The sequence below is a fragment of the Streptomyces sp. NPDC046900 genome (assembly GCF_040644975.1).
In the GTDB taxonomy this organism is placed as follows: domain Bacteria; phylum Actinomycetota; class Actinomycetes; order Streptomycetales; family Streptomycetaceae; genus Streptomyces.
Map to the genome: position 1 here is coordinate 1 of NZ_JBEYXD010000037.1, position 14230 is coordinate 14230.

At 67.3% G+C, this 14230-nt stretch carries 9 protein-coding genes and 1 pseudogene; 8 read left to right on the plus strand and 2 right to left on the minus strand.

Annotation, left to right across the window (positions count from 1 at the left end; all coding sequences use genetic code 11):
- From ABZ904_RS29230 to ABZ904_RS29260, 7 genes and pseudogenes are all read left to right on the plus strand, one after another.
- On the plus strand, positions 1–211 hold a 211-nt coding region (locus ABZ904_RS29230; RefSeq protein WP_361826629.1), incomplete at its 5' end, for a hypothetical protein.
- 82 nt (positions 212–293) lie between these two features.
- A complete protein-coding gene (locus ABZ904_RS29235) occupies positions 294–1217 on the plus strand; it encodes an ATP-binding protein (RefSeq protein ID WP_361826550.1) in 924 nt (307 codons plus the stop codon).
- 365 nt (positions 1218–1582) lie between these two features.
- Positions 1583–3289, plus strand: coding sequence for a hypothetical protein (locus ABZ904_RS29240; protein WP_361826552.1), 1707 nt, complete (start codon positions 1583–1585; stop codon positions 3287–3289).
- An 847-nt stretch (positions 3290–4136) separates the two neighbouring features.
- Positions 4137–4322: a hypothetical protein gene (locus ABZ904_RS29245; protein ID WP_361826555.1), complete on the plus strand. Its 186-nt coding sequence runs from the start codon at positions 4137–4139 to the stop codon at positions 4320–4322.
- Positions 4323–4377: 55 nt separating this feature from the next.
- A complete protein-coding gene (locus tag ABZ904_RS29250; RefSeq protein ID WP_361826558.1) occupies positions 4378–8436 on the plus strand; it encodes a carboxypeptidase regulatory-like domain-containing protein in 4059 nt (1352 codons plus the stop codon).
- Between the two features lie 89 nt (positions 8437–8525).
- A pseudogene (locus ABZ904_RS29255) lies at positions 8526–8714 on the plus strand (hypothetical protein); the annotation flags it as partial.
- Positions 8715–9004: 290 nt separating this feature from the next.
- Complete coding sequence (locus ABZ904_RS29260) at positions 9005–11914, plus strand: AAA family ATPase (protein WP_361004128.1); 2910 nt, start codon at positions 9005–9007, stop codon at positions 11912–11914.
- Here ABZ904_RS29260 and ABZ904_RS29265 read toward each other — a convergent pair.
- A complete protein-coding gene (locus ABZ904_RS29265) occupies positions 11865–12476 on the minus strand; it encodes a hypothetical protein (RefSeq protein WP_361004127.1) in 612 nt (203 codons plus the stop codon). The two genes, ABZ904_RS29260 and ABZ904_RS29265, sit on opposite strands and share 50 nt — an antisense overlap.
- A gap of 330 nt (positions 12477–12806) precedes the next feature.
- On the opposite strand from ABZ904_RS29265, the gene ABZ904_RS29270 reads away from it, so the two are divergent.
- Entirely contained in the window at positions 12807–13016 is a 210-nt protein-coding gene (locus tag ABZ904_RS29270; RefSeq protein WP_361004124.1) for a hypothetical protein, read from the plus strand.
- A gap of 192 nt (positions 13017–13208) precedes the next feature.
- Here ABZ904_RS29270 and ABZ904_RS29275 read toward each other — a convergent pair whose 3' ends face one another.
- Positions 13209–13808: a hypothetical protein gene (locus ABZ904_RS29275; protein WP_361004122.1), complete on the minus strand. Its 600-nt coding sequence runs from the start codon at positions 13806–13808 to the stop codon at positions 13209–13211.
- Positions 13809–14230 lie beyond the last annotated feature (422 nt).

Consider the following 14230-nt stretch of genomic DNA (forward strand, 5'->3'; position numbering starts at 1 on the left):
GATGCCGGGCAATCGCCCGGATCGGCATCTGCTCGGCCCGGTGCAGCCGACGGATCTCAGCCCAGTCCTCCACATGAATCACCCTCTCCTCCTGACCCTCGAAGAAGATCAGGATGATCAGAAGATCGCGAAGTGGGTCACCGTTCATCCGCCGATCAGCGGTCCGTTTTCACCCGTCGCCGAGACCCGCACACAAAAACCGGCACCCTAGCTACGCCCGACATGAACGTGCTCCGTTGCCGGTCCCGGCAGCAGACGTCACGATCTCACCAGCAGACCGAGGATCGCGCAACGTGCCGCAGACGATCCTGGTGGGCGAGGGCGTTCCGTCATTCCCGGAACCCAACAGCGCTTGGCGCGCCTTCTTCGAGGGCGACTACTCACTCATCGGCGCGCAGGGCCCGCCCGACGACCTGGCCCGGTTGCGTTTCGCTGAGGGCGGCGCCTGGCTCGGCCGAGTGCACGTGACTCCGACGCAGATGGTCGTTGCCGTGGAAGGCAGCCGTGTGAACGATGCGGAACTCGAGCTGTTCGGGGAGTCCGAGCGCAGCAGCCGTCGGCTCGAAGCGGCGGGCGAGGCCACGTTCCCGCTCGCGCATGGCCTGCCTGCGCACGCGTGGCTGTGGCTGAAGCGAGGCACCATGTGGCTCGACTACCGCTCGATCGATCCCAGGTCCGGCTGGACGGGCGATCTGGACCGGGCAGGCGTGGAGATCGAGGTGCCAGTCGAGCCGCAGGTCCGCATCGAGGCCCTCATCGCTTCCGGCGAGGGACCCCATGTCGAATTCAAGGAGTGCCTACCGACCAAGCAGAGCCGGCGGACTTTGAAGACCGTCGCGGCATTCGCCAACGGGGACGGCGGAACCATGGTTTTCGGGATCAACCGTGACGAGGTCACGGTCACCGGCTTGAGCGAGGACAAGCCGCCCACCAAGCTGCGCGACCACCTGGTCGACCTGGTACGGGGCACCGTGATTCCGATGCCCCACGTGGAAGCCCGAGACTACAGGATCGATGACAAGCTGATCCTGGTCCTTGAGGTATCGCCGGGCACTAGCCCGCCCTACGGGCTGTCCACGCCCGACGCACGCGACAAGCCCGAGTACTTTGTCCGCCGTGGGGCCAGCACCTTTCCCGCACAGCCGAACGACCTGAGCGAAGCCGTTCTCAGCAGGGGACGCACTGAGGGCGACACCTCCAGCAGGTTCGCAGGATGACCAGGGCGATTCGGGGCGGCGGTCGCCTCCACCCGCACCCGCACCCGCACCTGGGCCTGTGACCGGGCAGCCCGCGCGATCAGCCCCTCGGTGCGCAGTCTGGCCGGCCGCTGCCGGGTCTGCTCGATGCGCACCTCGGGGGCGATCACCCGGTGCATCTGCTGGGTGGTGGCCATCTGGCACCGCGCCAGCACGGCCAGCGCTATCCGGTCCCCTCTGCCCGCGTCCAAGCCGATCATCACGGGTTTGCTCGCTTCCCGTCCGGTGCGGCGCCGTCCTGTCCGGCGCCGCATCTACCGGTCACGGCAGCAGCGGGCCCCGACCAGACCACCGACAATGAGAACGGGCCTGCTGGCCTATAGGTGATGGCGAAAACCGTGCGCCAGGTCGACCTCGTCTTTCCTAAACTCGTGGCCGTGGCGTTGATCTACAGCAGCGGAAGCTGCGATGACCTTCCCGAACACGCGAGGCCGGATGGCTACCTGGCCCCGCTCACCGCCACGCCCACCGAATGGGTCACGGTCCTCGGAACGCCCGTCCATGACCGCTTTGACTGGGGGATCAGCAGCCACCTCACCCGCCCTGAGGCACGGTCGTACGCCCTGAAGGAGTACACCGGGACCCGGGCGATGATTGGCTCCGCCGGGATCAGCACCTTCTACCCCGAGATGCGCACCGTCTTCGAAGAGGGACTGCGAGACAAAGACGAGCGCGCGGAGTTTTTCGTACAGCGCCGCACCCACCATGGGCTCGCCGAACCGACGCTGGAGTTCACCCCCTCGTTCCTGTGGTACTTCGACGCCATCCCCAGGAACGACGGCTCCTGGTACTACCTCGACGACGCCGGCCGCGACCACGAACTGGTGCGCACTCGCCGCACTGACACCGAATTGCGTATCGACATCGCGGCCCTGCCTCTGCGCCGCTACTTCGCGGTACGCAGCCGCCTGCTGGTGATTCAGCATGACCGGATCACTCGACTCGATCACGTGCCCGATCCGGAGATCGACGCGGTGGAGCGCTCCGACCTGCGGCACTTCGCCTTCCACAGCGGAGACATCCACTCCGTGGACCGCCCAGGCTTTGTACGGCTGGTCGGAAAGCAGATCGTGCTGCCCATCGACGCAGCGCCAGCTGACCTGGCTCGCCCACACACCTCCGAACGCCGGTTTCCGGATTACACGGTCGGCGTCGACCCCAGCACCGGGGAGCGCATCACCTCCACGTGCGATCCCGACAAGCTGAGCAACTACTTCACCGACCGCGGTACCCCGCACTACCTGACGCGGGTGTACTTCCGGCGCGAAGTCCTCAACCGGTACACCTCCCAGCCGTCCCGCTACCGCATAGAAGCCGGCCGACTGAGCTGCCTGGGCCTGTGGGGCATCTCCATCGGCACCAACCCCGAAGGCCTCACTGAGGTCTACCTCGGAGACCTCGGACGCGACCTTCCAGCGGAAGAGCGCGACCACTGGCTCAGTTTCAACGTCCCTCCCAGCGGAGGCCGTGACGAGGGCCGCTTCAGCCGAGACATCCTCGGCCAGTGGACCGATGGGCCACCCGACCCGCTACGCCGACTGTTTGCCGCACGGGAGCACTTCAGCACAGCCCTGATCACGCTCCTTGGACAAGCGGTCTACAAGACATGGCATCCCGCCGACCAGATTGCCTTCGAGGGCCTGCACATGCCTACCAGCAGCGAGCAGCATGAGGCCGACACCCTCATCCTGCTGCTCGCCAAAGGCGTGATCGACTACCTGAACGTCAAGGCTCTCCGACGCCTCCCCGGGGTGACCGACCCCAAGGCGCTGGGCATCAACTGTCTCGAAGCATGGGTCATTTCCAGCGGAGAGGACAGCGACACCTTGATCCGGCCGTTGCGCCTCCTGCAAGGCCTCCGCTCCACCGGACCTGCCCATCTGCGCGGCAAGGACTGGCACGCCACTCTGACGCGAGCTGGCCTGGACGGGCTGAGACCCGATGAGCAGTTCGTGCAGGTCCTCACTCTGACCGGTGACGCCCTCAGAGCACTCGCGCAGCACGCCGAAACACAACATCAGAGCACCCAGTAGAGGCGCACGCCGACGGACAGGGGCGGCCCGCCGGCAGGCCGCCCTGCGCCATGCCGGGCTACGCCCACTCCATGCCCAGCTCCCGCAGCGCGTTGTCCAGGAGCGGTGTTTCTGATCAGTGTCTGGTGGTTTTACCTGGGCTTATCAGTTTGATGTGCTGGTGTGGCCGGGTGCGAGTGTGGATGGCGTCTTGATGTGTGGGTCCTGGCCTGCGGTTTTGTCAGTTGGTGGGCCGGGTGATCGGGTGGTGTCAGTTGTGGTGACCGGCGATCAGGTTCAGTGATCGCTGGTATAGGCGGCGTGTTCTGCGGGTGGTGGGTGGTGGTGCGGCAGGTGGGGCATGCTTTGGGGCTTCGGGGGCCGTAGCGGTGGATGGGCGTGGCGCACAGGGTGAGCCATTGCTGGAGTTCACGATGGCGGAACTGGTAGGCGGGGCCGCTTGTCGGCGACACTGGTAGGCGGGGCCGCTGTAGCGGAGCAGGCCGGCCGTGACCGGACCGTGCACGTGTCGGCGATGCCGCCTACGTCGGCGAGCACCTACGCGAGCTCGGTGACCGGCTCTCCTGGGCGGGCTTGAACGAATCGCCAGGTCGCCGTCGAGCCGTCGAGTCCTGCAACACAGTTGCGACGCAGTTGAAGTCGGCCATGCGCAAGCACGGGGTGACATCCAGGACTGTACTGGCAGTGACTCTGATGCGGGCGGGAATCGTCCGAAAAGTCCGATGTTCCCGTGTGCGCCCATGCATTCTTTTAGCCCATCTGCCCAATGGATAACGCCCGATGACCGGTCCCATACTCCCTGAGCGGACTGCGTCCCGCCGGGACGCATCGACGAAATGGATTGCTTATGAGCAGTGCCGAGGAGACGGGTGCGTGCGGGCGCGAATTCCAGGGCGATCGCGACGAGCCCGAGTACGCAGCCGAGGAGACGGGTGCGTGCGGGCGCGAACTCCACGGCGATCGCGACGAGCCCGAGTACGCAGAAGAAGAACGTACTGACTCGAAGGAGCCTTCCGCCTACGTTCCGCTCTGACTCCACCCTCTAACCCCGACTGAAGGGTTCTCAGTCCATGAAGAGACGTGGGCGCTTGCGCGCTCCTGTTTCGGTCCTTATAGCCACGAGCCTCGGCGTGTTCGCCGCGGCTCAGACCCCCGCCATCGCCGCCGTTCCGGCGGCTGCGGCTCAGCCAACCGTCATGCAGCACTCCACGGGGTCGCCCGCCACGCGGGCCGAGGCCTCCCTGCTGGCGGCAACGTCCCCCGCTCCGGCACCTCAGGCATCGCATGCGTCAGCTGCGGCTGCAGGTGGTGTGACATCGATGTGCGCGACCCCGACGTCGAAGTTTGTGGCGCGGTGTTTCGCGATGCGGGTCAATGCCGTCAACGGCGGTAAGGGCCTTAGGGCTGCCGCCACCCCGCCTTCCGGTCTGGGGCCCAGTGACCTGGTCAGCGCCTACAATCTGCCGAAGGACGGGGGCGCCGGCGCGACGATCGCGATCGTCGACGCCTTTGATGATCCGAACGCGGCCTCCGACCTGGCCGTGTACCGGCAGCAGTACGGCCTGCCGCCGTTGAACCCGGGCCAGTTCATCAAGGTCAACCAAGAAGGCCTTCAAAGCAACTACCCGCGGGCCGACAGCGGCTGGGCGGGTGAGATCTCACTCGACCTCGACATGGTCTCTGCTGTCGCGCCCAAGGCCAACATCATCCTCGTCGAGGCCAACAACGCCATCACACCCGACCTCGGTGCCAGCGTGAACGAGGCCGTCGCGCTGGGCGCGGGCTACGTGTCGAACAGCTACGGGTCCGGGTACAGCTCCACACCCGGCAGCGGCGAGTCGGCGGCAGACCTGCAGGCGTCGAAGGAGTACTACGACCATCCCGGTGTCGCGGTCGTCGCCTCCAGTGGTGACGAGGAATACGGCGTCTCATTTCCCGCGTCCTCGCCCTATGTCACCTCCGTCGGCGGCACCTCGCTGGTCAAGGATCCGTCCACGGCACGCGGTTGGAGCGAGACGGCCTGGAACAGCCGCGGGTCCGACGGCCGGAATTACGGTCCTGGTTCCGGCTGCTCGACCATCGAGCCGAAGCCGGCGTTCCAGAAGGACACCGGCTGCACCAATCGCACCGTCGCCGATGTCTCGGCGGTCGCCGACCCGGCCACCGGCGTCGCGATGTACGACACCTACGGCGAGACCGGCTGGCTGCAAGCCGGCGGCACCAGCGCCTCCTCCCCGATCATCGCCTCGACCTACGCGGATGCCGGGCCGGTAGCCAAGGGCACGTATCCCAACAGCTACCCGTACGCGCACACCGACACTCTCAACGACGTGACGTCGGGTTCCAACGGCACCTGCACCCCTGCGTATCTGTGCACCGCGGGACCGGGCTACGACGGTCCCACCGGATTGGGCACGCCGAACGGGACCGCCGCGTTCAGTGGCGGGCCGGTCGGTACGCTCAGCGGCACCGTCACGGATGCATCGACCGGCAAGCCGGTCTCCGGGGCGAAGGTCAGCGTGTCCGGACCGTCTCCGGAAACCACGGCCACGGGTGCTGACGGCACCTACCAGTTGAGGCTGGCGCCTGGCTCCTATGACGTCACTGTGGCCGCCTTCGACTACACAGGCAAGCCGACGGACACCATTGTCGTCACCGCAGACAACACCAGCACGGCCAATATGACGCTAACCAAGGTGCCGACGGTGACCGTCAGCGGTACCGTCACCGACGCTTCCGGGCATGGCTGGCCGCTCTACGCCGCCATCAAGATCGACGGCACACCCTACGGCACGCTCTACAGCAACCCGGTCACCGGCACGTACTCCGTCCAGCTGCCGGAGAACGGCAGCTACACGCTGCACACCACCTCCAACTACCCCGGCTACACCGCGCGTGACACCAGCGTGACGACGAAGACCACGAGCGTGGTCCACAACATCGGGCTCACCGCCGAGCTACTGTCGGCGCACGGTTCCGCGCCCGGCTACACCGAGCACGCCTCGGGCAATACCGAGACCTTCGACGGCACTACGCTGCCGGCAGGATGGAGTGCCGACGCCACCGAGGGACAACCCTGGCAGATATATACAAATCTGGGGGACAACCCTACGGGAGGCACCGGCAATCTCGCCATGGTCCTGGCTATGGATCAGAACCTCAAGCCTGTTCCGACTGACTCGGCGCTGCTCACTTCCGTGGTGACGGTACCCGCCTCCGAGACACCGTTCGTGTCCTTCGACACTGTCAGCATCGGTGGCGTTATGGACCTCGACTACAGCGCGGACGGCGGCAAGACCTGGACGACCGAGAGGCAGGACATCGCGGACAAGCTCGGACTCCAGACGGTTGAGCTGCCCGCCAGCGGCAAAACGGTCTCGGCGCGCGTCAGGTTCCGTTATCAGGCCAACACCCCAAGCTCCCCGTTCGGCCTTGGTTCGGAGATCGACAACGTCCACCTGGGCGGCGCCTGGGTGACCCCGCAGACCGGCGACCTCATCGTCGGTAACATCACCGACGGCATGGCCTCCAAGCCGTTGGACGGCGCGAGGGTGTCCGTCGCGGGCCGGCCGCAGCAGTCCGCGCTCAGCGCGCCCATGGCGGGCCTCGCAGGCCGGAGCGACGGGTTCTACTGGTTCTTCTCCTCACTGACCGGCCGCCAGACGGTCACCGCCACGGCGTACGGCCACGACCCCGCCTCCGCGAAGGTGAAGCTGGACGCCAACAAAGTCACCGGGGTCGACCTGACGCAGCACGCCGGCCGACTGGTAACCAGCAGCAGCCCGATCAGCGCGACCGTGCCGTGGCAGGGTTCGGCGACCCGCGACCTGACGCTCACCAACACCGGTGACGGTCCTTTGACGGTCAAACTCGATGAGTTCAGCGGTTCGACGACGCCCGCTCAAACGCAGGGCCCGGCGCTCGAGCGTGTGCCGATCAACAGGAACAGCCTCAAGACGCACGGCCTGCCGATCCCCACGTCTGTCGTGAACCGCACCCCTGCGCGGACGAACGCGAAGACCAACGAGACCAGCGGCGCAGCGACGACCTCGGGGCCGGACTGGACATCAATCGCCGACCTGCCCTCCGGTGGCTGGGCCATGGTGGCCGGCAGCTACCAGGGCACGCTGTACGCGGGGCTGGGCGCCAAGGGCGCGAGCTGGGACACGAACCAAACGTTCTATGCCTACGACCCGGCCGCGAAAGCCTGGCGCCAAAAGGCCAGCGCACCTTACGCCGCGGAATGGGGGCAGGGCAACTTCATCGGCGGCAAGTTCTACGTCACCGGCGGCATGGACGCGAGCGTCAGGTTCACCGCCAAGACGCAGGTCTACGACCCCGCGACCAACAGCTGGAGCACGGCAGCTGACAACCCCAGCCCGACGGTCGACAGTGGCGCCGCTGTACTGGACGGAAAGTTGTACGTCGTCGGCGGAATCACCAGTACCGGTACTACTCTCACCACTGTCTCCGCCGTCAAGGTCTACGATCCGAAGACCGACACCTGGAGCACGGCCCACTCCTACCCCGAATCGATCGAGGGTGAGTCGTGCGGCGCCATCGCAGGCAAGCTCTACTGCGCTGGTGGCGACAACGGCGCTGGCGACAACGGCATCACTACACCCGTCACTACAGACGCCTACGTCTACAACCCGTCCAGCGACACCTGGCAACGCGTCGCCGACATGCCCCTCGGCCTGGACACGGCGGCGTACAGCACAGCCGACGGACGACTGCTCATCTCCGGCGGCTCGCTCGGCGACGGGACGCGGATGACCAACGCGGGTTACGCCTACGACCCGGCGATGAACTGGTGGACACCGCTGCCCAATGCGCCCACGGCGTCTCTCGATGCGGTCGGCGCGCTCGGTTTCTACTCGATCGGAGGCTGGCAGTCGGACATGGCGGCTGGCTCGGTGCTGTCCGGCTACGACCAGGTCAGCCCGGTCAACGTGCCATGGCTGTCGGAGAGCCGAACGACACTGACCATCCAGCCCGGCCATCACGCAACCGTACGCGTGCAGCTGAACGCGCGTGACGCCGCGCTGACGCGGCCGGGAACCGAGACCGCGACCCTCATGATGGAGACCAACTCCCAATACCCCAACGCCACCATTCCGGTCTCCATGACGGTACAGGCGCCATGACGGTACAGGCGCCGACGGCCCGGATGGAGATCACCGGCACGGCGAGCGCCCGCGACACACGCCGGTAACCTCACGCCGCGGGGGCCACAGTCCAGATCAACGGCCGGACAAGCCCCTGCAGGCTCACGACCCAGGCCAACGGCCAGTACGACCTGTGGCCGGACGCCACGGACAGTCCCGTCACGATCACCGTGACCAAGAACGGCTACCAGCCGGCAACCGAGAGGATGCCGCTGCATGCGGGCAAGAAGGTGACCATCAACTTCAACCTGACGTAAACACAGCCACGGTCGGTCTACGTCGACCACGACTGAACCGATGGTGGGGCCGAGCGCTACGCGCCCGGCCCCACTCCGCGGTCCCCTTGGGCTCGGACGCCGACCGAACTGAACAAGTGCGACCTCACACCTGGTATCGCGAGGAACGGGCGAGATCGCGACGTTGTTGGTAAGACGGCGCCGTGGGGCGACGCCAAGCAGCGCGCGTGGGAGTGTGGACCGTTGTCTCGGCGACACCATAGGGAGGGGTTTCAGTGGGACGAGGGGCGCAGGACGCTGCACCGGAATGCGTGCCCGCGCGACCTCCACGCCTGGTCGGCCGCCGCGCCGAGTTGGAGTCGATCATCCAGGCGCTGACCGGCGCTGCGGTCACGGTGCTGATCGAGGGCGAGGCGGGCGTGGGCAAGAGCCGCCTGCTCCGGGAGGCGCTGCACACCCACGCCGTAGAGGCGCGCGGCCCCCTGGTTGCCATGTGCCTGCCCTTCAAGGAAGCGCTCACCCTGCAACCAGTCGTGGACGCGGTACGCCAGGCCCGCACAGGGCCGGCGGGGATCGAGTTCACCGCCCTGGCCGGGGCGCTACGGCCGCTGTTCCCGGAGTGGGCTCACGAGTTGCCGCCGGATCCGGGTCCCCTCGGCGACGCCGGCGCCGCGCGGCACCGGCTGTTCCGCGCGCTGGGTGAGCTGCTGGAAGGGCTGGGTATCGAGATCCTGGTCATCGAGGACCTCCACTGGGCGGATGACGCGACGCTCGGCTTCCTGCTGTTTCTTGCCGCTGAGCACACTCGGCGCGTCAGTCTGGTGCTCACCTATCGCCCCGAGGAGGTGCCGGCCGGCTCCGCACTGCGTTCGCTGGCCGCGCGGTCGACCGCCGGGGCCGGGCATGTGCGCGTTCGCCTCGCCCCGCTGTCGGTGTCCCACAGCGCCGAGTTGGTCTCCTCCATGCTTGACGACGAGCACGTCTCCGACGCCTTCGCCTGTCTCCTGCACCGGCGCACCGAGGGCCTGCCACTCGCCCTGGAGGAATCCGTCCGGCTGCTGGGGGACCGCCGCGACCTGGTGCGCTCCCACGGTGAGTGGGTCCGCCGCGCTCTGGAGGAGATCAGTGTGCCGCCGACCATCCGTGACGCCGTCCTGGAGCGTTTCGCCCGCCAACCCCCGGACGTGCGGCAGGTGGTCCGTGCCGCGGCCGTCCTTACCGAGCCGGCCGAGGAGTCCCTGATCGCTCACATCAGCGCCCTGCCCGCACGGCGCGCCGTGGCCGCGGCGGCCGCGGCCCTGCGCAGCGGGACCCTCATCGAACAGGCTCCGGGTCGGCTGGGGTTCCGGCACATCCTGGCCGCTCGCGCCGTCCACGACGATATTCCGCTGCATACCCGCCGGGCCCTGCACCTACGGGCCGCCCAAGCCCTGGAGCAGACTAAGCCCGCCCCGCTGGCCCGGCTGGTACACCACTTCCGCGAGGCGGGCGCCAGGGAGCGGTGGTGCCACTACGCCGAACGGGCCGGTGACCTGGCCCTGGCCTCCGGCGATTACCAGAACGCGGTCGCGATGATGCAGATGCTCCTGGCCGAGGGCGAGTTGCCGACCGAGGGCGTGGTGCGGTGGTGCCAAAAGTTCCCCGTCTTCGCCTGCACGGGATACCTGGGCGGGACGGACCTGATCCGCACGCTGCGCTCCCTGATCGACGATGCGGCCCTGGATGTCGTCGAACGAGGGCGGATACGCCTGCAGTTGGGCCGCATGTTGGTCCTCACGGGCCAGTACGGCGCGGGTGCCGCCGAGTTGGAGTGCGGGATCTCCGAACTCGCCGACCGTCCGTTGGAAGCGGTGAGCGCGATGAGCGCATTGGCCCAGCCGTCTGCGCCGTGGCTGTCGGTGGCAGAGCAACGCGACTGGTTGGACCGGGTCACCGAGTTGGCGCGGACAGTTCTGCCGGCGGAGTACCGTCTGAGGATGCTGGTCGAGCGGGTCACCGCGATGCTGGGCATGGGTGATCCCGCCGGATGGAAGGCCGCGCGGCAGATACCCGCAACCGTCTCCTCCGCCCGGGACGCGGTCGAGTTGACCCGCGCAGACCTGAACATCGGTGACGAGGCCATACGCTGGGGCCATTACGGCGAAGCCAGACAACGCCTGACCATCAGCCACCGTGCGGCCGTGGAACGGGGGTTTCTCCGGATGCGCGACCTGGCGGCCGCGACCCTGATCCACCTTGATTGGCACACGGGGGCCTGGGAAGGACTCGGCGAGCGGGCCGCCGCTGTGGCCGCCGACGCCGGGGACGAGCCGCTGATCCAACTCGACACCTCGCTCGTCACCGGTCATGTGACCGCGGCCGCCGGCGACCTGGACGCGGCCGCGGACCGGCTCACGCACGTGCTGGTCGACAGCCGCACACGGGGCCTCCTCGACATATCGCTGGAGGCCGCCGCCGCTCTCGCCCGTGTGCGGTTGGCGCAGGGGCACCTGGACGAGGCGCTGAGGGTGACGGAGGAAGGCTGGCACGCCGTGCTGCGCAAGGGCGTCTGGCTGGCCGCGGCCGACATCGCCCCGATCCGCGTGCAGGTACTGGTCGCGGCGGGGCAGCAGGCGGACGCGGTTGAGCTGGTGTCCGCGTTCGCACGTGGCGCGCGCGGCTGCACCGCTCCCATCCTCAAGGCGTCCCTGGCCACCTGCCGGGCCCACATGATCGATGCCCCACGGAAACCCGCACGAGCCGCTGCCGCCTGGGCTGCAGCCGCCACCGCCTGGGAGGCCCTGCCCAGGCCGTACGAGGGACTGCTCGCCCGGGAGGCGCAGGCGCGCTGTCTCGCTGCCGCCGGTGAGGGCGACGGGGCTCTCGCACTGCTGGTGGCGGCTCGGGACGGACTGTGCGAGCTGGGCGCCGGGCACGACGCGGAGCGACTGGTCGGCGCCCTGAACTCGGCGGGTCCGACAAGCGGTTCGCGCAATGGGCGGCGTGGTCCGCTCGGTTACGGCGACCAGCTTTCCCCCCGGGAGCTGGAGGTGGTGCGGTTGATGCTCGCCGGGTTGACCAACCCAGAGATCGCACGCACCCTGGCCCGCTCGCCCAAAACCGTCGCCGTCCAGCTGAAGTCCGCCATGCGCAAACATGGAGTGGCCTCGCGCACGGCGCTGGCCGTCAGCGTCATGCAGGCCGGGATCGAACCGGCCGTCCCGGCGGAAGAGACATCCTGAGGGGTGTCGGACGCACCGCGTCCGCCGCGTTCCAGCTCCCTCTCGTCTTCCGCAGGCCTGGGCTTGGCTTGACTCTGTCGGGGATCTTGGAGTTTCCCGGTGCGCCAGCATGATCAGCGGGCAAGCTCGGGGCTGTCTGTGCCGGTGTTCTGTCGCCGTATTCGAGGACGTCGTAGTCGTCGTCCAGTTCGGCAAGTCGCTCGGCCAGAGGCAGCTCGTGCCCGAAGCACTGATGGATCCTGAAGGCCAGCTCGCGTGGCGTCAGCTCGCCGGCCAGCATCCGGGCGGCAAGTGCTCGTGCGGCGGCTTCCTGTCCGGCAACGCTGCCCACTGAGTAGAAGGTGAGACCCAGTTCGTCGAGTGCCGGGGGAAGGAGGTCGGGGACATCGTAATCCGCCTCCGCGCGTGTGCACGCGGCCAAGATCCGCAGGGCAGGACTGTCGAGGCCGGCAACGAGTGCATCACAGGCAGCAGTGACGACGTCGGTTGCGCGGATCTCGCCCATCCGCCAGAGGACGGCACGGTCCTGAAGCTCGCGGGCTGCTGGTTCGGTCGACGGCATCTGTCCATGATCTCGTCAGTGGGTTGAGCGGGTCGAGTGGGTTTCATTGCGATGCCTGCTCGGCAGCTTCTCCCAGAAGCGCGCGTGCTGAGTCCGCGTAGCGGATGGCGGTCTTCTCGTCGATGCCGAAAACGAGGGCGAGGGGGAGCGGGTCGGCGCCGTGGGTGAGCGCCTCTTCGAGCTGACGTCGACGCGGAGCCGTTCGAGGGTGGCGGTGAGGTTGCGGGTGGCCCTGGTGGTCCAGAGCTTGCCGGCCGGGCCGAGTTCGACGGCGGTCTTATGGGTGATCAGCGGGTGGGGGTTGGCCGTGTTCGGCCAGCGGTTGCGGCGGTGGTCGAGCCAGTCCAGGACCGCTCGGTGGGTGAGGTCGTCGAGCGGGCGGACGTGGCTGCCGACGGTGATGCGCCGGTTGCCCGAGCCCTGGCCAGCTTCCGCAACCTGGGCATCAGCACGTTCCGCCTCGCCGGACGAGCCAACATCGCCCACGCCCGCCGCGATCTCCTCAACCACAACGACGCCTTCGCCGTCTACGGCATCTGATCAACTACTACGAAGTCGGGCGTAACGGAACAACGCCAGGGCCGTGCTCCGCAACCTATGTGGGTGACGCAGGGCGGGGCGCCGGCCACCAGCGCCCCGTTCCGAGCCGATCGGCTCATGTTGCGTGCTGGAATCGGCCTGTGAGAGATCGCATCCGATCGGCTGGCGTACCTTCTCTGGGCTGCTGTCAGCTCAGATCGTCGGTGTGCTGTCGATGGTCTCCTCGTGCGGTTCGACGATGAACCTCCAGCCAGCGCTGGGCTCCATGAACCGCACTCGGGTGGGGTAGATGTCCAGGGCGCGGCGGTCGCGGGTCTGGCTGTTCGTGTTCTTCCGCCCGCGGGTCGGCTCTTCGAAGAGGTCGACCTTGACGTCCGGGACCGCGACGACTTCCTCGTTCCAGCGCTGAACGAGTCCGGCGCCGAACGCTTCTCTTGCGGCGGTGTAGAGCGACTCCAGAGATTCCTTGTTCCCGTTGGGCACGAAGAGGGCGAGATTCAGGAGGACGCCAGCACTCTGGAGAACCTCGATTTCTTCCCCTGCCTCGTCGGCAACCCAGATCCCCCGCTCTTCGGCATTGTCCGGAAGGATATGAATTTCCTTACCGAAGATCGTCCTTGCCGTGAAGGATCCTCCATCGAAATATTTACCCGGCTTCGTAAGGAAAGCCGGGGCATAGCAGTCGAGAGGAAGATCGTCCATCTCTGCCGAGACGAAGATATCCTCCTGGAGGCCCAATTCTGAAACCTCCTCGGTCGTAAGACGTCGAGCCATAACCTTTTCGGTGTTCACGCTATTTCCCCTTCTTCTTATGGCCACGGACAGTTCGGAGAGCCGCTGCTCGTGGCTCGGTCACGGCCCCACCAGTCGGTCTAGTGGTGACCCCGGGGCGAGTGGTGCAGGCGGCTGGGCGCGCCGCTTGAGGTAGCCGCCCCGGACAAGATCCCAGACACGGACCCCGGGCAGCAAATCTTCATAGGGAGAGGCGGAAGCGATAGCATCGCGTCCGGGCACCGTGGGCTTCCCGGCCCGCCCCTCTGTTCAGGGCGCCCGCCCGCGTTGACCTGTTGAGCTGTATCGGTTTTTCGGTATTTATTTTTCGACGTGGATGTGTGTTGTCAGTACGTGGAGTTTTGATAGCGGCCGGTCGGTCTGCGTGAGCGTAGCTGTTCAGCCACGGCAGCTGCACGGCCCCGGCGTAGTTGATCTTTGAT